Annotated in this window: 13 protein-coding genes; 2 read left to right on the forward strand and 11 right to left on the reverse strand. The window is 32.6% G+C overall.

Translation table 11 applies throughout. The features are described from left to right. Positions 1 to 513: 513 nt before the first annotated feature. From RYO54_RS07755 to RYO54_RS07795, 9 genes are all read right to left on the reverse strand, one after another. Complete coding sequence (locus RYO54_RS07755) at positions 514 to 1,626, reverse strand: alanine racemase (RefSeq protein WP_315117261.1); 1,113 nt, start codon at positions 1,624 to 1,626, stop codon at positions 514 to 516. Between the two features lie 764 nt (positions 1,627 to 2,390). Then, complete coding sequence (locus tag RYO54_RS07760; RefSeq protein ID WP_315117263.1) at positions 2,391 to 4,229, reverse strand: extracellular solute-binding protein; 1,839 nt, start codon at positions 4,227 to 4,229, stop codon at positions 2,391 to 2,393. Between the two features lie 3 nt (positions 4,230 to 4,232). Then, positions 4,233 to 5,033, reverse strand: a complete 801-nt coding sequence (locus RYO54_RS07765) for an ABC transporter permease subunit (RefSeq protein ID WP_315117449.1) — start codon at positions 5,031 to 5,033, stop codon at positions 4,233 to 4,235. Positions 5,034 to 5,174: 141 nt separating this feature from the next. Beyond that, positions 5,175 to 6,260 (reverse strand): ABC transporter ATP-binding protein, encoded by a 1,086-nt coding sequence (locus RYO54_RS07770; RefSeq protein WP_315117265.1) that lies wholly within the window; start codon positions 6,258 to 6,260, stop codon positions 5,175 to 5,177. A gap of 211 nt (positions 6,261 to 6,471) precedes the next feature. Then, positions 6,472 to 7,554 carry a glycosyl hydrolase family 18 protein gene (locus RYO54_RS07775; protein ID WP_315117267.1) on the reverse strand — a complete coding sequence of 361 codons (1,083 nt, stop codon included), beginning with the start codon at positions 7,552 to 7,554 and terminating at the stop codon, positions 6,472 to 6,474. 17 nt (positions 7,555 to 7,571) lie between these two features. Then, positions 7,572 to 9,437: a polysaccharide deacetylase family protein gene (locus RYO54_RS07780; RefSeq protein WP_315117268.1), complete on the reverse strand. Its 1,866-nt coding sequence runs from the start codon at positions 9,435 to 9,437 to the stop codon at positions 7,572 to 7,574. 15 nt (positions 9,438 to 9,452) lie between these two features. After that, a complete protein-coding gene (locus tag RYO54_RS07785) occupies positions 9,453 to 11,309 on the reverse strand; it encodes a glycosyltransferase (protein WP_315117269.1) in 1,857 nt (618 codons plus the stop codon). A gap of 44 nt (positions 11,310 to 11,353) precedes the next feature. After that, positions 11,354 to 13,495, reverse strand: coding sequence for a polysaccharide deacetylase family protein (locus RYO54_RS07790; protein WP_315117270.1), 2,142 nt, complete (start codon positions 13,493 to 13,495; stop codon positions 11,354 to 11,356). Between the two features lie 472 nt (positions 13,496 to 13,967). Continuing rightward, a complete protein-coding gene (locus tag RYO54_RS07795; protein ID WP_315117272.1) occupies positions 13,968 to 15,746 on the reverse strand; it encodes a flavocytochrome c in 1,779 nt (592 codons plus the stop codon). Positions 15,747 to 15,973: 227 nt separating this feature from the next. On the opposite strand from RYO54_RS07795, the gene RYO54_RS07800 reads away from it, so the two are divergent. Together RYO54_RS07800 and RYO54_RS07805 are read left to right on the forward strand one after the other, a co-directional pair. Next, positions 15,974 to 17,686 carry a sensor histidine kinase gene (locus RYO54_RS07800; protein ID WP_315117274.1) on the forward strand — a complete coding sequence of 571 codons (1,713 nt, stop codon included), beginning with the start codon at positions 15,974 to 15,976 and terminating at the stop codon, positions 17,684 to 17,686. Then, positions 17,674 to 18,426 carry a response regulator gene (locus tag RYO54_RS07805; protein ID WP_315117276.1) on the forward strand — a complete coding sequence of 251 codons (753 nt, stop codon included), beginning with the start codon at positions 17,674 to 17,676 and terminating at the stop codon, positions 18,424 to 18,426. The genes RYO54_RS07800 and RYO54_RS07805 overlap by 13 nt, the downstream gene beginning before the upstream one ends. 696 nt (positions 18,427 to 19,122) lie before the next feature. Here the strand turns inward: RYO54_RS07805 and ade are convergent. After that, entirely contained in the window at positions 19,123 to 20,910 is a 1,788-nt protein-coding gene (ade, locus tag RYO54_RS07810; protein WP_315117278.1) for an adenine deaminase, read from the reverse strand. A gap of 87 nt (positions 20,911 to 20,997) precedes the next feature. Next, the gene (locus tag RYO54_RS07815; protein WP_315117280.1) at positions 20,998 to 22,287 is read right to left on the reverse strand and encodes an NCS2 family permease; all 1,290 of its coding nucleotides are present in this window, start codon (positions 22,285 to 22,287) and stop codon (positions 20,998 to 21,000) included. Positions 22,288 to 22,457 lie beyond the last annotated feature (170 nt).

A 22,457-nucleotide genomic window follows, 5' to 3' on the forward strand; every position in this document is an offset into this window, starting at 1 on the left:
CCGCTTAGGTCAATTTTTATTATTTTCACTGTCTACTTGACAGGGTGCAGTTCAGTTTGTCAGCATTAGGGATTTTTATAAAATAAATTTTAGAAGTTCTTATTGAAGCGAATTAGCAAAAGAAGCATTATATAGCATTTTTTATTTGTTGCACTCCTAAATTGGTTTCACAAGGATAATTCTTTATTCAAATCTATATAAACTTAAAATTACATACACTATTTTCTTTCTTCTTTTGTATATCCTATATAGATAAAATAAATAGATATTGCTAGTTCAATAAATATTATTAGATAAACAAGCGGTTCATTATAACTATATACAGAGTTTCCTGCTAACCTTGAAAAAAATTGTTTGGATATAATAACAATTATCACTTGTGTAAAAGTGAAAAATAGTAATTGGACACCAAATTTAAGCAAGTAATTTTCCTCCTTTTTTTATCTAAATGGCTCTCGTCACATGTGTATATTTTGTAATATCAATTTCTAATCTTTTAGCTTGAAAGACTATTTAGTAAGATCTACCCCTACATAATATAGGAATCTCTTTAATAAGCTCTCCCTTTGAAACCAGATAAGCTTTTTCATATAAATTGCAAGTAGGGCATATATGGTTAGGAATTATTTCAATTTTATCTCCTATTTTTACTTTCTTTCTAAAATACTCATCATTTATTAATCCATGTTCATCAAAAACTCCACTTAAGTGCAAGTTTACCATTCCTTTAATCGCCCCATTTCCTGGTGTTGAACATATACCTTTTACTCTTTTTTGAGCAGTTAATGCTTTTGCCCCTGCATCTAATACTACCCTTGTTTTCGTTGGTATACTTATTACTGTTGTTAAAATCGTTGCAGCGCACCTACTAAAGTCTTTAATTGCATTACTTTGTCCAACATCCATCAATATATATGTTCCTGGTCTAATTTCTGTAATTTCTTCTAATATATGTGCATGCATCAATGAAGGAGTAGCACCTATACTTATTGTGTCTATTTCCACGCCCAAGTCTCTAACTATTTTAGCTGCATCTAAAGTTCTTTTTTGTGCTTCCAATGTAACCTTTTTACATTCATCAACATTATCCACATTATATGAGTGTCCCTCATGTGAAAATACTCCTTTAAGATGGACTTTGTTCTTCTTTTTTATGTGGTTTACTAAATTTATCAATTGTTCATCTGTTATTACCCCAGATCTTTCTTCTCCCACTTCTATTTCAATTAATACTTCTATTGCTTTTTCTTCATTCTTAAATACTTCTTCTAGTTGATCTACACCATATTCACTGTCCACACCTAATCTTACTTTTATTTTTCTGTTTAATTCCCTAATTCTTTCTAATTTAGATATTCCTATTATTTCATTTGCAATAAAAATATCCATTATGCCATTCTCCGCCATTACCTCAGCTTCCCCAACCTTGGCTACAGTAATTCCAGAAGCTCCTTCTTGTACTTGAATATTTGCTAACTCAGGCATCCTATGAGTTTTAGTATGAGGTCTCAATTTCACTTCATATTCATCAGCCTTATTCTGCATAAAGCGAGCATTATCCAACATAATATCATAGTCAATTAATAAAGAAGGCGTATCAATGAATTGATAGTTTGATAGAAACATATAACCGTTCCCCCTTTTATACTTCTTTATTATTTTAGTATTCTATTGCTCTTTAAATAATTCCTTTTTATACCATCCATATTAATTAATTGATAATTAAGATTTTACAAATATATATTGCGATAAATTGATTTTACATTTATAAGTTTCTACAAATGTAATTTAGTTTACGAAAATAAAGAGCTAAGTACATAGTAAAGCCGCTCCAGAAAAAGTCGCTTTTTTACTATATATTTATCTCTTTTATGACTTACAAATATTTACACTTATAATTTCATTGTATAAAACTTTAAAAAATGCTATGTTATGCGCACTATGCATTTGAGCAAAATCTAGAAATTCTTAATTTATTTTAGAAAAATAACGTTAAGATGCTGTACATGTTTGACCAAAGGAAGTTTGTCAGCATTAGGGATTTTTATAAAATAAATTTTAGAAGTTCTTATTGAAGCGAATCAGCATAAGAAGCATTGCATAGCATTTTTATTTGTTGTACTCGTGAATTGGTTTCTCAATTACAAATTTTTAAGAAGATAATTTAATTTCTCAAATAAAGAGCTAAATCCTCCTATTACAGTTAAGATTTAAAAGTTAAAAGTCAAGAATGCAGAAAAAGAATTCCCTTCAATGGGAATTCTTAAATCTTATAATTTAGAAATTCCTAAAGGAATTTCATCCATTACTCTTCACTCTTCACTCTTAATTCTTAACTTTTCACTATAACTAATTCTCAACTATCAACTATCAATTCTCAATCTAAAAAATTACTGCTTAACCTCAGACCATATCTTATCTAAAGTTTTAATTGCATCTCCTATATCTTTTAAGTATTCTCCCTTTTCAACCTCACTTTCTGGAGGGTATACAGCCATATCTTCCATAACTTCTTTATCTATATATGGGTATGCGGCTACATTAGGGTTTCCATATGGGAAATGACGAGATATTTCCGCACTTATTTCTGGTTCCATTATGAAATTGATAAAGTCTTCCGCAGCCTTCAGGTTTTTTGCACCCTGTGGAATGACAAAATTGTCTTGTTGAAGGAATAGACCTTCCTCTGGAACTACATATTTTACATTAGGATTTTCCCTTTTAGCAAGGTTTCCCTCAGCGCCCCAAGCAAATATTGCTTTAGATTCCTTATTTATAAGGCTTGTCTTAGGACTATCGCTATCATAGGATTTTACATTCTCTTGAAGTTTTTTAAGTTCTACCTTAACCTTTTCTAAGGCTTCTGGGCTAGTCTCGTTAAGTGAGTATCCTAGCTTTTTAAGGGTAATTCCTATAATAACCCTTTGATCGTCTAAAAGTGTTAAAGACTTTTTAAGCTCTGGCTTCCAAAGGTCTTTATATCCCTTTATAGTTCCTTCTGGTATCTTAGAGCTATCATATGCTATAATTCCTGCAAGCCACATATAAGGAACACTATACTTATTTCCTTCATCAAAGGGAAGATTCATAAATTGCTCTCCTATATTACTTATATTAGGAAGATTATCTTTATTTATTTCCTGTATTAAACCTTGCTTTTTTAATATTTCTACCATAAAATCACTGGCCACCACAACATCATACTGTCCTCCGCCTGCCATTATTTTAGCAAGCATTTCTTCATTAGAGGAGAAAGTGCTGTAATTAACTTTTACATTATAGCTTTCCTCAAATTTATCTATTACTGACTGTGGTAAATATTCCGACCAGTTAAATACATTTAAAACTTCTCGCGGCTCATTATTACCCTTCCCAATTGCATATGCTCCATATCCAAAACCACCTACAGCCAAACAAATTGCTGTAGCTAGAGCAGTTCCTTTTTTCATATTTATATTAATATTTTTTATTAGAAGTACACCCACTATCATTAATACTGTAAATAACATTATTATGGTTGAAAGTGCATTTATCTCTGGAGTAACTCCAAATTTCACCATAGAGAAAACCTTTAATGGTAAAGTTACACTTCCTGGCCCTCCTACGAAAAAGCTAATGATTACATCATCCAAAGAAAGAGTAAATGCCAAAAGCGCGCCAGCAATTACCCCAGGCATTATTATAGGCAAAGTTACATATAAAAATGTATTTAATGAGGAAGCTCCAAGATCCATAGCCGCCTCTTCTAGTGATCTATCAAATCCATCTAATCTTGTCCTCACTACTGCTATTACATAGGCTACACTGAAAGTAACGTGAGAAATAATCAGTGAAGTTCTACCTAGTGGAAGATCTATTATTGCAAAGAAAGCTAGTAGGGATATACCCATAACTATTTCCGGTATAACTAGAGGTATATTTAAAACTGAATCTAATATGCTCTTACCTTTAAATTTATATCTATACAATCCAACAGAGGCTAAAGTCCCTAGAACAACAGATATCATGGTACTAATAATAGCAACCTGAAATGAGTTTTTAACAGCCTCCAATATTCCTTTATTATGAATTAAACTAGCATACCACTTAAAAGTAAAACCTGTCCAAACTACATTAAGCTTAGATTCATTAAATGAGAAAGCTATAAGAACCATTATTGGTATATATAAAAACATAAATATTAAAAACATATAAAGAGATCTTAAAATACTTCCTTTATTCTTCTTCATTTCTTATAGCACCCCCCCACCATTCTTTGTTCCTCCATTTTTAGCATAATAGCCAATGAATATCATCATTACTATCATCAAAACCACAGATATAGCTGAGCCAAAAGGCCAGTCCCTTGCAGTTAAAAATTGATTTTTTATAAGGTTGCTCATGAGCACTACTTTGCTTCCTCCCATTAAGTCCGTTATAAAGAATAACCCTAATGTTGGAACAAATACTAAAAGGCAACCTGATATTATACCTTCTTTAGTAAGAGGTAAAGTAACCTGCAAAAACTTATTAACAGCACTAGCTCCTAAATCATCTGCAGCTTCCAATAATCTTAGATCCAATTTTTCAATAGAGGCATACAGTGGTAGCACCATAAACGGAAACATCATGTATAACATTCCTATCATTACCGCTGTGTTATTATACATCATTTGTAAGGGTGTTTTTATTAACCCCAAATTTAAAAGCAATGTATTGATTATACCCTCTGTTCTAAGCAATATTATCATGGCGTAGGTTCTAACTAAAGAGTTAGTCCAAAAAGGTAATATTATCAAAAGTAACAATATGGGTTTTATCTTTTTATCTGATTTTGCTATCATAAAAGCAAAGGGATATCCAAATATCAAACACAGCACTGTTGTAGCAGCTGCAATTAATATGGATTTAAAAAATATATTTATATATAAGGGATTCAATAGTCTAGAGTAATTCGATAATGTAAAGTTATAGACTATATCCCCAACTTCTCCTCTTGTACAAAAACTAACCAATACTATCAAAATTATGGGTACTATAAAAAAGCCGATCATCCAAAGAGCTATTGGTAACACCGTGACGCAGGGTCCCAATAAATTAGATAGCTTCTTTTTTGTATTCCTACCTAACGCACTCTTTTGATTTAATTTATTAGTACCAATATTAGACAGTCTCTCTTTCACCTCTCTACCCCCTTACGCTTTTATAACCACTGTATGGTTTGGATTCCAAGTTACAAAAACTTCAGCTGATTCATCATCAAACTTAAAGTTCTGCCCTACAGCCTCGTTGACTATTATTTCTTTTCCATTCTTAAGAATCATAACAGTCTTTATGTTTGAGCCAATGTAAATTCTTTCTTTAAATTTACATTGAAGCCATACATCTCCTTCTCCTACCTCATTTTTAATCCTAATTCTCTCAGGTCTTACAGAGACAACAAATTTATCTCCTATATGATAATTCAAGTTTGGAATTCTTATTATATCTTTTTCTTCCTCAAGATTTAAAAGTACTTCTGTTTCCTTTACTTTTATAGTCTCACCTTCCAATATATTAGTTTCACCTAAGAAATCTGCTACAAATTTAGTTTTAGGTTTCTCATAAAGTTCCTCAGGGGTTCCTAATTGTTCTATATCACCTTTATTCATAACCACAATTCTATCCGACATAGTTAACGCTTCTTCTTGATCGTGAGTTACAAATACGAAAGTTATTCCTAGTTCTTTTTGAAGATGCTTAAGTTCTAATTGCATTTGTTTACGAAGTTTTAAATCAAGGGCACTTAATGGTTCATCTAAAAGAAGAACCTTAGGGTTGTTTATTATAGCTCTAGCTATAGCTACTCGCTGCATTTGACCGCCACTTAATTGAGATGGCATCCTATTTTCATAGCCCTCTAGTTTAACTATTTTAAGCATTTCTTGTACCTTAGCTTCAATTTGTTCTTTCGGTACCTTTTTCATTTTTAAACCAAAGGCAATATTATCAGCAATATTCATATGTGGGAAAAGAGCATAATTCTGAAACACAGTATTAACGCATCTTTCATTTGGGGACTTTTCTGTAACATCTTCCCCATCAATAATTATTTTGCCACTTGAAGGCATTTCAAAACCAGCTATCATCCTTAATGTAGTTGTTTTTCCGCAACCACTAGGTCCTAGCAAAGTTAAGAATTCTCCCTTTCTAATGTGAAGATTAAGATCTTTTACTAATGTCTCCCCATCATCGAAAGTTTTTACTATGTTCTTCAACTGAAGAAAAACATCTGCAGCCATTTAGCAACAACTCCTTTTATTATATAATCATCGTTCTCAAAAAAGAAAAACCTCCTATTAGTCCCATGGGCTGCATGGGGCCTATTAAGAAGTTTTATTAAATAGGAGCTATAATCCCGCAAAAATACCACTCAATTATAACTGAAAAGAATATATCATAACGATGTATAAATATCAACAAGTTTTTTTGTATTTATACAAACTTTTTTTATTAAAACTTCTTAATATATCTAAGTGTCCCTTCCTCATTGCCTCCAAGCTTCCACAACGCAATATTTTCATACCCACACTCCTTGGATGTTTTGATCCATAGATCCAAGGTTTTCTCATCAGCATACCACACAGAATGTTCTGCACCATCTTCATCCATGTATTCAAAATATGCCCCTCCGCTTGCTTCATCACGATTGATTTTAGCATTTTTGTCTTTAGCGAGTACAATAGCTTCTTTCTCTGTAAGAGAACGAGGACTAACTCCTTCTTTCCAATCAAAACCTCCTGTAGAAAAAGCCATCCACTTTTTACCAGTCACATTATCCATCTTTGCAGAAAGTTTTTTGATAAATTCAATATCTGCTTTAGGACCAGGACCACTATGATTTCCATAGAGATTATAAGCCATAATTAAATAATCTGGACCTTCCGGGAGATTTATTTTATCTAATTTTATATTAGGCTCAAGAATAACTCTAAGCTCTATACCTTCCAGCTCTAATTTAGAATAAAGCTCTTTTATGAATATAGAAAAACTTTCTAACGTATCCTTATCTATCTTTTCATAATCAATTTCTACTCCATTATAACCACCCTGTTTAGCATTATCTAAAATTTCTTCTATATGTGAATCACGTTTTTCTTTTGATATAAGAATCCTTTTTAGCATCTTACTATCTTTTTGTGTAATGTTTTCATTTGCATTGATTCTGTCATTTACAATGGTTAGATATAATTTTTTATTATATTCATTACATATCAATTTAATTTTAGGCAATATGTTTCTATATTTCGATGGAAAAATTATCTTGTCATCCTCATCAAAAATAGCCCCGAATGCCTGTACTGAACTCATATTATCAATCAATATTGGCAGCTCTTCTAAGGCTTGCTCCCCATTCCAATAAGCTACCCAGGCAGATATCTCTATAATAGGTATCTCTATAGCAGGTATTTCTATATTAGTCATTTTCTTTGGTTTAGAAATACTACTGGCATAAAATATTGATACCAATATCATAAAAGCCAAAATAAGTATTATAAAATACCTTCCCATAAGCTTCTTCCTGAACCAAACCACATAGCTTCCCCCTTTTTTTAAAAGGTTTCTATAAACCAGTCTAATATTTGGTTATAATACTCTTTTACTGATGTGTACATCTTCTCAAAACCCTTTAAACGGCTATCAAAAATTATCCTTCCTTCTTCACTCTGATCCTCTACAAGTTCTTGTACAACTAGATTTTCAAAAACACCATCATATACCTTGTCTTTAGTGTTTTTTTCACTTGCACAAGCTTCAAGAGCTAAATATCCACTTGTAATGCTTTCATCAATTTTCAAATCTTTTATTGCCACTTTTCCATCCACTAAAATCTCTAGACTACTGTTTTTTGTTCTGATCTCAACTATACGTTTTCCCAATTGATTAGCTTTTAAATTTGGTACAAATTCCTTTGCACCATCCTCTAAGCTTTGCGCAGTTTGCTCTTTCTTTTTCATAACTTGTTCTTTTATTTTGTTTTTTTCCTCTTCATTCCTAGCTCTTTTCATATTAAGATTGCCTTCATTTATCTGAGCTTCTAACATAACTTCAGGAATAGACTGTGCAGGTTTTTTATCAAGATCTCTTAAATTACAATTGAAAATTTCACGAATACTATTATCAGATCTTTTCTCTTGTACGAACAATTCATTATCTTTCAAGGAAACTCGTATGAATGAATTGTTATCTGGATTATAGTTAATGTAAATAGCTTGTTCTCCAACAACATTTCCCTCAAGACTTACAGATAGTTTAAGGTCCTTAAATTCTTTTTTATCTTTAAGATACATAAATGCTGGTTTTTGGGGAGGCGATGTTAAAACTATTTTGCTTTTTATAAATTCTCCTTCCCCTTCAACGATTTCCCATAGCTTTGCACGTTTAGGATCACCTTGTTGAAAAGCCACATCCTTGCCTGTCTCCTGCCAAACTCTCATAAGTACATGATTAGTATACCAATAAGGCTGTACTTGTAGGCGTGTTAAATTATAAATATCCTCTTCCTTGCCATTGAAACTTTCTCCCTCATTATTGAAATGAAGTTTAAAAGCCTTTTTAATTTCCTCATTATTTACATTAGTAACTAGTGGACTTGCATCTCCGTATAGTCCATTGGCATGCATAATCATGTAAGCACTTGGAACTTTCCCTATTTCCTTAGAATAGATATCCCTCATCTGTGCATAGTCCCACATAATACGTTTTTCCATTCCTGCGCGATTCTCAACTGGAATTCCATTTTTATCTCGAATGAAGTCCATAAGATAGTGATTGTAATCCTCTTCTATATATTTAGCTACCATATTAAACTGATCCTGATTTAATATATTTAAAAAATTATTAAACCTATCAAATACATTGATATATTCAAATCGATATCCATTAGAACCTAATTCCCAAAAAGTACTTTTCTCCATTTTCTTTAAGTCTTTTGGCATAAGAAACTTCATATCACCTATAGCAAATTTATTAGCATAGGTGAACATGGTAGCCTTATAATTTAATTTTTCCATAATAGGTTGTACAAATAAGGCAGAATCTTTACGCCCATCCTCAAAGGCAATATACATCGCTTTTTTAGGAAGAGATTTTCCTTTGTTATAATATTCTATTATATCTTGCTGAGATATAGTCTCAAATCCGGAAGCCTTCATAGCACTAAGATGTTTAGAAAGCATATCATTATCTATTAAGGTAGTCTTTTGAGTTCTATCCACACCAAAATAGGAGATAGCAATAAAACCTTCATTGCTATTGTAAAGTGAAGAGCTTAAAGGTTCATAGGTCTTTATATTTAAAAATGCATTTATTAAAATTCCAAAAATCACTACTGAAAATGATGCTTGAAAAACCGTTCTTATAGATTTTTTCCTATCTTTCTTCTTATAATCTAAAACATATTTCTCATTCTTTCCCACCGTTTACTACCTCCTTCACTCCACTTTTTTTATTTCTTTGCTCCATCTATTTTTCTTTCTATTTATAGCATTAATATCTTGAGGCGTCATTCTAGTTCCCCATGTAGATTTCCAGAAGGTTGCCCAGGCTATAGGCATCTGCCACAATAAAATAAATTCATAATATAGACAGAAAATAAATCCAAAAATCCAAATAGAACTTCTCCTAAAAAACAGATCTACAAAGCTCATAAGTAAAGCCATTAGCAGAAGTCCCGTTAAAAAGGTAGTTGGGAAAATGCTCTGGGTAATGGGTATAATAATGAGATTATAGACTACAACAATAGGTGCTGCGATAGGTACAATCAACCCCATATAGAAAAACAAAGACATGAAAGGCTCTTTTCTCCATATAAACCTTGATGCAATGAAAGATTCTCTAAGCCAAGATCTTTTCCAACGCATTTGCTGCTTTAAAAACACCTTTTGGTCAGAAGGTACAATGGTATAACAAATAGCATTATCTTGATAACTTGTACGATGAGTTCTAAGAATAAAGTTTGTCATACTTCTATCATCTCCAAAAGTTGCTGGATGCCCTAAAAACTTTTGATTAAGCCATTCCTCTTTATACTTCAAAACTAAATCCTTTCGATAGCAGGAAATAGGTCCTGAAAGACAGGTTACTGCGTCAAAATAAGATTCCGCCGCCTTCATAATGCGAAAGGCTACATAGTATCTAACTGCCTGCATCTTTGTAAGCATGTTTGTATACTTGTTTTCAATATCCGTACGGCCAGTAACTCCCCCCATTTTAGGATCTTGGAAAGGCTGAACAAGATTTTTAATGGCTGTAGGTTCTAAAAAGCTATCTGAATCAACAAACACAACTAATTCATGCTCAGCTATTTCAGCTCCAGCAGCAAGGGCTTCTCTTTTACCCTTGTTCTCTTCCTGTACTACAAGTTTTAAACGTTCCCCAGTTTTAAATCGTTGTCCCTCACTAGCCACTTTATCAATAGTTTCTCGTATCTTTTCAAGAGAATGATCGTTGGAACAATCATCTACAACAATTACCTCGATCTTATCAATAGGATAATCTTGATTCATGCAGCTCATAATGGTTCTACTAATCCATTCTTCTTCATTAAAGCAAGGAATTATGATTGACACACTTGGAGTAAAGTTAGGATTAATAGGAATATCTCTATAAAGTGCTCCAAATAAATAACGAGAAAGTAAGAATACTGCAGCAATAATACTATATAAATACAAAAGTTTATTATACCTAAAATATATAATATTTTCTGCACGCATTAACATGATGAAAGCAACTGTAATAAAAATAAGTAAGCTAGCAAAACTGATAGAATATTTCCATCTACGTTTTTGAAAATATTCTAACAAGGTTTCTTCATACTGAAATGCTACCAATTGTCCTCTATCATCGACAGCATCCTCCGCCCTTACAACCTTTGCTTTGATTTTAACCTTTGATTCAAATCCTTCAGGCATGCTACCGGGAGAAATCTGAAATTTTAACCAACAAACCTCTCCTAGGCTTAATTCTCTATTTGGGTCTAAAATTTCCACCAGCATACCAGATGCAGATGTATCAAGAGACTTTGCACTACACTTCTCTTTGTAAATTTTCTCGGTTGTTTTATCCTGTTTAATTTCTACATTATAATCGGTAACATAACGTTTCCCAACATCATAAAAATTTTTAATATATTTTTTTCTTTCATTGAGCATGTCATCTTTCTCGTCAGGTCCTCTTCTATCTAACTTTATTCTAATTTTTTCATCATCCGGAACATTAGGTAGCATTCTTCTATCAGGTTTTGATATAGGAAATACTTCTTTAACAACTTCTCTCTTAACTTTTTTCAATTTAATTCCACCCTCCTTCCTTTTGTTCTTATCACATATTGTATCTACTTAATATAATCTGATATTTTTGCAAAGGAATACCCTCTCCTTCTAAGTTCATCAATTGTAGGCTGTAAAACTTCAAGCACACTGGAGTCATCTAGAATATGCAAGGTTATAATACTGCCATCCTCTACCCTGTTGAAAATGTCATCTAAGACTTCCTTAGAGCTTTTTTCCGTATTCCAGTCATGGGGACTTAAGTCGGACATAATCACATTTTTATAACCGGAGGCTTGAATCGCAGCAGCCCTCTTTTCATCAATTTCAAATTGAGGTGGCCTGAAAAACATCTCTGGCTGACGCTGAATTGCATAGGTCAATACCTGATGACATTTGATAATATCCTCCTGTAATTCCTTTATGCTTTGTTCACCCGTGGTTGTATGACTGTAGGTATGATTTGCTATGTCATGACCGTCTTTAGCTATAGCCATAAGCAGATTTGGATTCGCCTCGGCACCCTTACCACGGATAAAGAAACTAGCTTTTATTCCATTAGCTTTTAAAATATCTAAAACTGCCGTAATAGTTCTATCGCTAGCCCAATCATCGAAGGTTAGTGACACGGTCTTTCCGGCGGACTTAGGAAGTACATGAATTAGCTGCTTTTCAATGCCATTATTATTTAATTTTACACTTGCAGCATTAAACCCAGGAATTTGTTCTAGCGGCTTGCGCTCATATTGACTTTTATATAGTTCATCTATGGTTACAAAGTCATAGCCTGTATACCTTACATGTTTTGCAATTAGGGGTATAGCTTCTATAACAGCAGGATTTACAGCAGCATTCAAGGTGATGATTTCTCCCCTAGTAATCTTTTTTTTCATATATTCCTCAATCTCTTTGGCACTCTTCATATCGCTATCTTTGGAATTTTTACTGTAAGTCACTACAGTATATCCCAATGCATCTGCCGCTTTACATACAGTATCATTAGTACTTCCAAAGGTTGGTCTTAAATATCTAGGTGAAATTCCTAATTTGTCTTTAAATATTTTATCTGTAATATAAATTTGTTCAGACACTTTATTATAATCAAGTTGAGTTAAATCCTTCTTTTCCAAAGAGTTGCTCTCAATCTCATGCCCTCTTTTTAATATCTCTTTTGCAAGCTCAGTATGGTCAGAAACCGCGAGGCCAGGCAGGAAAAATGTTGCTTTTATATGATTTTCATCTAAGGCATTTAAAATGCCATTCATCATTGTTTTATCACCCATACCTTCGAAGGTGAGTGCTACCGCTTTCTTTGTGGTATATGCATAAGAGAAAACACCTTTATTTTTCCCTATATTCTCAGATGCTGAAAATACACTTTTATCTATTTTGTATTCCTTCTTTAACAGTTCATTGACACTTAGTATGCTGCACCCTTGTCCCAACGCTTCTTTTAAAACAAATTCTGTAAGATCTATAGCATCTTCCTTATTTGTATCTATTGTCACAATATCTCCTCGATTTATATGAGAACTGAAATATTTCTTGATTTCTGAGTTGCTTTTGCTGGTAGTTTGCATGTTGAAATTGTAACCTACAGCAGCAACATACCCATCTACTGCAGCGGCTTTTAAGATATCATCTGTATAATTTGCTCCCTTAACCCTTAAGAGATTAGTTTTTACTTTTGTTTCTTTTTCGATAATTTGATTTGATATGGCTATTTCTTTATAAATTTCTTTAATATCTAAATTATCCAATTTGCTTTTCCTGTTAAGTGTATTGTTTCCAATATCATGTCCCCTTTTTATGATGCTCATAGCAATATCAGGTTCTTCCGCCACACGTATTCCTGGAAGAAAAAAAGTAGACTTTACATTGTATTTATCTAATAAATCAAGTATTTTATTCATAGTATCCTTATCAGCCATACCTTCAAAAGTCAGCGCTATGGATTTAGAAATTGTATTAACTTTATAAATGGTTTTTAGTTTAGATTTATCAGCAGACTGAACAAGACCCAATATATTTTCTTCATCTATATTCTCATCTAACACATAGGAGTTATATTCATTAAAATCAGGATTTTTTGTGTCTACTTTGTTTTTATCTTTGTTACAAGAGGTAAGCAATATTGACATCATAAGTAAAATTAAAATAATAAAATGTAACTTTTTTCTTTTCAATCCTTTTTTCCATATATACATAAATCTTTTTTTCCCTCCCCCTTCTATCTTTTATATAGATATACCTAAAAACTTGGTGATGATAAATATGTATATTCCCCATTTTAATTCATATTCTACAAAGATTTACCTATAATAGATATGAATAGACAATGATTATTCTTAAACATTATATATTATTAGAAAATAAGTAACAATAAGTATTTTTATTTTATTTATATTAAATTTTGCATTTAAATTATGGGTCTTTTTGCAATAATTAGATGTCCTAAATGCAAACTTGAGGTATATAGTGAGAAGCTATATCTTTGAGCGAAATTTAGAAATTGTTATTGCAACAAAAGATCACAAAGAGCATTACATAACCTTTTATATTTTATATTTTACATATAAAAATAAAGAGCTAAGCATATAATGAAGTGGCCTCTAAAGTCACTATTTCACTATATACTTAACTCTTTTATATGTTACAAAACTTTTTTAAATTTTATTTTTATTTAGCTGCATTTTGACCAGCTATTCTACCAAATACAGTAATGTCTGCAAGAGCGTTACTTCCTAATCTATTTGTACCATGGATTCCCCCAGTAACCTCACCTGCTGCATACAATCCTTCAATTACTTTGCCATCTTTGTTAATTACTTGAGCTTTAGTATTAATTTTAAGTCCTCCCATTGTATGGTGAACAGCAGGAGCTGCTTTTAATATATAAAATGGCGCTGTATCTATAGTAGATGGCATACTTCTTTTGTTGAACTCTTTATCTTTACCATCTTTAACATAACCATTGTATCTATCAAGACTTGCTTTTAATTCTTTTGCATCTATGCCAAAGAAAGTTGCTGCTTCTTCTATTGTATTTGCTTTTACAAGTAACTTATTCTTATATAGGTATTCCATTTCTGCTCCATGTTGTTCTTCTAACTTACTTGCTTCTAAACCTTTTTGATCAAGTAACTGGTAACATACACTATCTGTCTGTTCCTTAATTGCCATAGATATTACATCACGTCTTTCAAGTTCTTCAACAAAACGTTTCCCTTCTTTGTTCACCATTATTGTATGTCCATACATTCTTGCATCACCAAAATAAAGTAATGTACCTGTTAATGGATCACAAACTGGATAGGTTTGAATATATTCCATGCCAACTAATTCTGCTCCAACCTTTTCTCCTATAACAATACCATCTCCTGTACTTCCTACTGTATTTGTAGAAAGAACTTTTTCATCCATAGCAGGGTTGTATTTAACTCTCATATCGATATTTGAACCAAATCCACCTGATGCGATGATTACTGCTTTATTTGTGTTAAAAGTATATTTTGTATCTTCACTCTCTGCTTGTACACCAATAACTTTACCCTTTGAATCAGTAATAACGGACATTGCAGAGGTATTATATAATATAGGAATATTTAAGCTTTCAGCCTTTGCAACTTGTTTTCTAATGATTTCTTTACCATTTGCACCAGCTGGAATTAAGCTTCTTTTTACAGAATGTCCACCAAAGAACATTAATTCATCTTGCCATACAACTCCAACTTCATCTCTAAGCCATTCAGCACCTGCAAGGGCATTTTCTGCCACAACTTTTACTAATTCAGGATCATTTTTGCTATCTCCACCTTTAATCATGTCCTTTGCAAATTGATCAGGATTATCTTTAATTCCTTCCTTCTGCTGTATCCAGTTATTTGGAGCAGCATACTCAGCACCAGAAATTAGTGTGTTACCGCCAGCCATAGGCATTTTTTCTAAAACAATTACATCTGCCCCAGCCTGTTTTGCTTCTATAGCAGCGGAAAGCCCTGCACCACCCGCACCAATAACAACTATATCATGAGTTTTACTAACTTCTTTTTTAGTTACATCTGTACCTTTTTCTTGAAGTTTTTTTAACATATCAGGGGTTGCACCTGCTGCTTTTAAAGCTGCAGTAATGGCTTCAAGATATCCTTTAGAAGTTAATGTGCAACCTGAAACCGTATCAACTTCAAGACTGTTTGTTGAAATAATCTTTTCTTTTAGGGTATCCATAGCAGTTTCATACCCAGGAGTCTCCTTTTGTTCCAAAACCTTCACATCTGTAATAGCATTATCCTTAATGGTTACTTCAACGGAGATCTTTCCGCCCTTACCATTTCCCTCTCCTTTATATGTGCCATTGGCAATTGCTGTATTGCCATTTTGTGATTTATTAGTATTACCACAGGCAACAAGGCTTATGGTCATAAAAATTGACAGTAAAATTGTTAAAAATCTTTTCAACTTTATTCCTCCTAATTGTGATTTATAATTTTGTTAAATTATTAACTCATATTGATATTATTTTAACATTTAATATTCACAAAGTATTTACATTTATTTGCTTGTTTTTGCATTTTAAGCTACAATATTTGAAAAAATATGCGAACTGTATATAATAAATAGTGAACATGTGTATTAAATTAATATTTTAAATTGTGAAATACTATACAAAAAAGAGGAGGGTAACCATGTCTTTGCGTTTAAAAATTATTACAGCTTTTATGTTGTGTATTATGCTTACTTTTTCTCCTCTGTTATACATAATGCAAACCAAAGTAAAAAATTTCAATATGGAACAGCTGGAGCATCAAACCTTGCAGTTAATTGATTCCAAAAGTAATGAAATGGGCTCTTGGTTAAATCAACGCATCAGTGAAATTAAAATTATACATGAACATCCCTCATGTAAAAATCTAGATCTTCCTCAGTTAAAGTTGTACTTAAAACAATTAAATCACGTGCTAGGAAATAAGTACGGAACCTTTGCTGTTGGAGGATTGGACGGAAGAGGTTGGATAAATGATAATCTCACCATCGATATCTCCAGTCGTGAATATTTTAAGAAAGCAATATCAACTGATGTAGAGTATGTTATCAGCAAACCTGTTGCTTCAAAATCTGATAATATGCCAATCTTTCTTATATGCTACCCAATTTTAAATGATAAGAACGAAAAAATAGGATTTATTAACGGTTCTGTAAATTTGGATGAAATTTCTCAAATTGCTCATGACATTGATATTTACGATGGATTTGCATGGATTATGAACAAAGACACGGACACCTACTCTATTACTAAAGAGAAATTAAATAGTCAGTATATATCTTCAGAAGGGCTTAATACAATTATTCATGAAGCAGAAACAAAAAATTCAGGTACAGTTTCACTAAAAAATCTATCAAACAATGACACCACGGTATTCTTTTCATCTGTCCCATATACAGAAGATTGGCTTTTATGCATCATGGTAGAAAATAGTATGATTCATGCGCAAACCAATAATATCATTAATCTAATTGTTGTCATGGGAATAATTCTGCTGTTAACTGCTACACTGTTAGCTATTGCTATTTCAGGCTCCATTGTAAAGCCTATTCAGCGATTAAAGAAGAATATGGTGGAAGTATCCAAGGGTAATCTTAATTCCTATTATGAGATAAAACACAATGATGAAATTTCTATATTAGGACAAGTTTTTAATCAAATGGTCAGTGATATTAAGAATTTAATCAATCAAGTTTATCAAGTCCAGTCACAGAAACGAATTACGGAACTAAAGACACTACAATCCCAAATCAATCCACATTTCCTCTACAACACACTAGACACAGTACAGTGGAAGGCTCTAGAATACAATGCCTTTGAGGTTGCTGATATGATTAATTCTTTATCAGGCTTTTTTAGAATTTCTCTCAGTGATGGAAAGGAATTTATCACAATTACTGATGAGGCAGAACACGTGAGAAATTACTTAGAGATTCAAAAGATGCGTTACAAAGACAAAATTAATTATTATATTAATGTAGATGATTCATTAGAACAATACCTTGTTCCTAAGTTGATTATACAACCTCTGGTGGAAAACTCCATATACCATGGGTTAAAACTTCGAAGGGAAAAGGGTATAATTCATATAAATATCTCCACTAAAGAAGGCTATCTTCTTATTCAAGTTACAGACAATGGCTTGGGTATGGACAATGAGCAGCTGACAACCCTTCGCAAAAATCTTGCCCAGTCAGTTGAATCAGATCATTATGGATTATATAACATCAATGAACGACTAAAGCTTGCCTTTGGAGAAAAATATAGCATTGTGATAGAGAGTAAATTTGAAATAGGAACAAAGGTATTATTAAAAATACCTGTGATAAGTGAGGGATTTGAATGCTTAGAGTAGTAATTGCCGATGACGAGGAAACCATCCGTAATGGCTTAAAACGCTTGATTGAATCCTATAAATTGGATCTATCAGTAATTGCCACTGCACAAGACGGTGAAGAAGCCATGGCGGTCATTAAAAAATACCATCCTGAAATTATTTTAATGGATATCAATATGCCCTTTATGAACGGATTAGAAATCATTGAAAAAATTCGGGAAACAGACGAGGATGCTAAGATTATTATCATATCTGGATATAGTCAGTTTGAGTACGCGCAAAAAGCTTTGGAACTAGGAGTGTTTAGCTACATGCTTAAACCTATCAGCTATCGTGACTTTAAAGATACTCTTCTCAAAGCAATGAATGCCTATTCCCAAAGGATGTGGGAGATGAGTAAACTAAAAAAGGCAGAGGATGAAAATGAAACTTGTAAAGATGTAGGTAAGCTTGCAATCGCATATATGAAAGAGAACTTTCACCACAACGAGCTATCTTTAAGCTTAGTAGCGCAGCAATTTCATATAAGTCAATCCTATCTCACCAGAGTGATTAAACAAAAAACAGGAGTTAGTTTTACCGACTACCTTAATAGGCTGAGAATCAGCATGGCAACAAATCTTCTAAAAGATAAAAATAATAACTACACTATCAACGATATTTCCAATATGGTGGGCTACAGCAGCCAGCACTATTTTAGCAGGGCCTTTAAAAACTATATGGGAGTGTCTCCAAATAAATATCGTAATGAAGAATAAATTTCTTTGGGAACTTCTAAATTTAAAGAAACTGAGATATTAAACTAGCTATATCAAATTGCTTTTGAAATTATACGTTTTTACATTTGTAAGTTTCTACAGAGATAATTCGTTGTACCAAACAGAGAGCTAAGCATGTAGTGAAGCCGCTCCAGAAAAAGTCGCTATTTCACTACATACTTAGCTCTTTTAGGTTTTATAAAAATATTTTCAAAGTTAGGTTATGACAAATCAGTTTCCAACTTGTAAGTTTTACAAAGATACTTTAGTATCCAAAAGGGAACTAAGTACATAATGACGTCACTTCAGAAAAAGGCGTTCCTCCCATTATATACTTAGTTCCTTTATGTTTTACAATCATATTCCCAAATATTGGTTATTATAAGCATTGTGAATACTTACTTATTGTCTAAAATTTCAAAAATGCTATGTAATGTGCACTATGCATGTGAGCGAGATTTAGAAATTCTTAATTTATTTTAAAAAAGTGCCGTTAAGATGCTGCACATGTTTGACCAAAGGGAGTTTGTCAGCATTAGGGATTTTTATAAAATAAATTTTAGAAGTTCTTATCAAAGCGAAGGCTACAGAAACATTGCATAGCATTTTGAATTTGTTACAACGCTAAAATTTTATCCATAATTCTTAATTCTTAATTATCTATTCTCAACTAAAAAATCGCCTCACAATTTTTGCTTATTCCGCAAACAGTGGAATTATATTTTGAGTTGCAACCTCAATTATTCCTAAGTCGGACATTTTAACTTCTGGTATTACAGGTAATGCTAGCGTAGCAATTCTTAAAAGAGGATTAGGAGTTTCCTTTAACCCTAGCTCTCTAAGAGTATCTTTCATTGAGCCGCATTCTTTTGCTAATTCTTCACAAGGTTTTGTTGAGATAAGTCCTGCAACTGGTAGTGCTAGATGATTTAACGCTTCTCCATCTTTAGCACAGCTTATTCCTCCACCTGTAGATTTTAAATCATTAAATACCATTAAAGCATTTTTGGGTTTGTCATAAACTATGGTAATGTTATGACAGTCATGAGAAACAGTACTACCTACTGCCCCTTCTTTTGTTCCAAAATTCCTTATTATAGCATATGCTTTTGTATCAAAGCCTTTATGTCTATTTACCACTATTGCAAATTTTAGATTTTCATCTTTTGATATGTCTAAATATCCATCTTTAACTTCAATTTCTTCCGTATTCAACTTTGTTGGTGAGAAAAGTAAGCTCGTATAGTTGATTACATTTACTTTAACTTTTCCTTCTTTTATTGGAGCTTTTATTCTAAAGTCCTCTAAATTCAAATCTTCTACATATACAGTATTTCTTTTTTCCACTTCAAAGTCCATGGATTCCATATCTACCGCAAGTTTACCTTCCTCTGCAACTAAATCTCCTTCAAAGAATACCGCTTTTGGCTTTATATCTTCTAAAGACTCTGTAATTATCAAGTCTGCTACGTATCCAGGAGCTATTGCACCTAAGTTGTTTATTCCTAACTCTCTTGCAGAGTTAAAAGTAGCACATCTTATTGCATCAATTGGATGTAGTCCTCCTAATACAGCTTGCTTTATAACATCATTTACATGACCTGCTTCTACAATGTCTTCTGGTTCTCTATCATCCGTACACACAGTTAAATTATCTAAGTATCTAAAATCCTTTGCTCCTGCAACTAAAGACTTTATATCCTTTGAAATAGAGCTTTCTCTTGCATCTACATACATTCCCACTCTCAATTTATCCCTTACTTCCTTTTGAGATCTTGATTCGTGATCACTTACAGGACCAGCACAAAGGTAAGCAGATAGAGCTCTACCATCTAAGAATGGAGCGTGGCCTTGAATAAACAATCCTTTTTCTTCCGCCGCAGCTAATATTTCTACCATTCTAGGATCATTATTTATAACCCCTAAAAAGTCCATAACCTCTCCAAGTCCTATTATTCTATCAAGGTTAAATAATTCTTCTATTTCTTTTCTTAAAAACTCTGCTCCTGCATTTTCCTTTCCTGGTACTGCTGGCACACAGGAAGGAGCTAATATATACTGTCTCATAGGAACACCTTTACTGCACTCATGCATATATTTAACTCCTTCAATACCTAAAACATTAGCTATTTCATGAGGATCTGTAACTGCAGTAGTTGTTCCATGTGGTATAACTGCTTTTGCAAAGTTTTTTGGCGTCATCATAGTGCTTTCAATATGTATATGAGCGTCAATAAGACCTGGTATCAAATACATGCCCTTCGCATCATAGTATTCTTTACCTTTGATTTTTTTCTTTTCTACATTACCGTCAGGATTACACTCTATATGAGCTATAAAGCCGTCGTAAATTCCAACATCCCCTTCATATATTTCACCAGTAAATAAATTTAAAATATTAGCGTTTTCTATAACTAAATGACACTCTCTTTTTCCTAAAGCTGCTTCTATTAACGCTTTCTTATCCTTTGGCTGTATTCTCATTATAATCTCTCTCCTTCTTATCTAATTTTTATATTTAACAGGCTATGATTTAAAATATTAATTTTAAATCATAGCCACAGAGACCTTTTACATAATTATAAAGTAAAACACTAGTGGAATACAAAGTATAAATATTCCCCAATTTAACTCCTTTATTCTTCCTGATACAATTTTAGTAAGAGTGTAGGATATTATACCTATACTAATACCATTTGAAATACTTGAAGTAAATGTAGTAAATATAATTGTCGCAAAAGCTGGAAAAGCTTCTGTAAAATCTGAGAAATCTATGTCTTTAACACAAGAAATCATAAGTAATCCTATTAAAATTAATGCTGGCGCTGTAGCTTCAGCAGGTATCATTGCTGCAATAGGAGTAAATAATAGTGTAAATAAGAAACACATTCCTGTAGATACCGCAGTTAATCCTGTTCTTCCTCCAGCTTCAACCCCTGATGCTGATTCTATATATGTTGTAACAACAGTAGAACCCATTACTGCACCAACTACTGTAGCAATTGCATCTACCAAAAACGGCTTATTTATTCCCGGTAAATCTCCATTTTCATCTAATAAACCTGCCTTAGCAGATACCCCTAAAACCGTTCCTAATGTAGAGAAGAAATCTCCTACAAAGAAAGTAAACATAAGTGGGAAGAAGCTCCACTTTAGGGATCCAAGTATATCTAATTGAAAAGCTATTGGTGATATTGAAGGTGGCATTGAAATAAAGGAATTTGGTATTTTTGTTATCCCCATTGGTATTCCAATTAAGGTAGTTAAAATAATACCAATAAGCACATCTCCCTTTACTTTATTCGCCATTAAAGCTACTAATATTAATACTCCAATTAATGTAAGTAGAGTGTTAGGATCATGTAAATTTCCCATCTTTATTGAACCATCAGCTATTAACATTAAATGTCCATTTTTAAATCCCAATTGTGCAATATAAAAACCAATTGCTGCTCCTATAGCAATTTTTACATTTTTAGGTATGACCTTTACAATAACTTCTCTTAGACCAAATATAGTTAATAATATAAATATAATTCCTGATATAAATGTCATTCCTAATCCTTGTTGCCAAGTTGCAAGTCCTCCAGCCACTAAAGTAAAAGCAAAAAATGCATTACTTCCCATTGCTGGTGCTAAAGCAAATGGGAGATTTGTATAAAGTCCCATAAAAATACTAAATACTGCTGAAAGTAGTGCTGTTACTACGGTTACTGCTCCCACATCCATGCCTGCTGCTTTCATAAATGAAGGCTGAACAATGAGTATGTAGGCCATGGTCATGAAAGTTGTTATTCCTGCTGCTATTTCCGTTTTTGCATTTGTATTACGTTCTTTTAGTTTAAATAGACTTTCTAACATAAATTACCTCCCGAAATCTTTCTCTCTATATTGATATGACCATTGTAATAGCTATTTAGACATTTGTCAACATTAAACGCTATTTTATATCATAACGTTCGTGTTTTTGCTGATAATCATAGCTTAAAACTAAAAAAACAAGCATCAAAGAAATAATTTACGAACATTAT

The organism is uncultured Clostridium sp. (assembly GCF_963515715.1).
Taxonomy (GTDB): domain Bacteria; phylum Bacillota; class Clostridia; order Clostridiales; family Clostridiaceae; genus Clostridium_AW.

Bases quoted from the DNA above. Each gene is read 5' to 3' on its own strand.
- RYO54_RS07755 (WP_315117261.1), bottom strand. From the start codon at position 1,626: ATGTTTCTATCAAACTATCAATTCATTGATACGCCTTCTTTATTAATT.
- RYO54_RS07760 (WP_315117263.1), bottom strand. From the start codon at position 4,229: ATGAAGAAGAATAAAGGAAGTATTTTAAGATCTCTTTATATGTTTTTA.
- RYO54_RS07765 (WP_315117449.1), bottom strand. From the start codon at position 5,033: ATGATCGGCTTTTTTATAGTACCCATAATTTTGATAGTATTGGTTAGT.
- RYO54_RS07770 (WP_315117265.1), bottom strand. From the start codon at position 6,260: ATGGCTGCAGATGTTTTTCTTCAGTTGAAGAACATAGTAAAAACTTTC.
- RYO54_RS07790 (WP_315117270.1), bottom strand. From the start codon at position 13,495: ATGTATATATGGAAAAAAGGATTGAAAAGAAAAAAGTTACATTTTATT.
- RYO54_RS07800 (WP_315117274.1), top strand. From the start codon at position 15,974: ATGTCTTTGCGTTTAAAAATTATTACAGCTTTTATGTTGTGTATTATG.
- RYO54_RS07805 (WP_315117276.1), top strand. From the start codon at position 17,674: ATGCTTAGAGTAGTAATTGCCGATGACGAGGAAACCATCCGTAATGGC.
- ade (WP_315117278.1), bottom strand. From the start codon at position 20,910: ATGAGAATACAGCCAAAGGATAAGAAAGCGTTAATAGAAGCAGCTTTA.
- RYO54_RS07815 (WP_315117280.1), bottom strand. From the start codon at position 22,287: ATGTTAGAAAGTCTATTTAAACTAAAAGAACGTAATACAAATGCAAAA.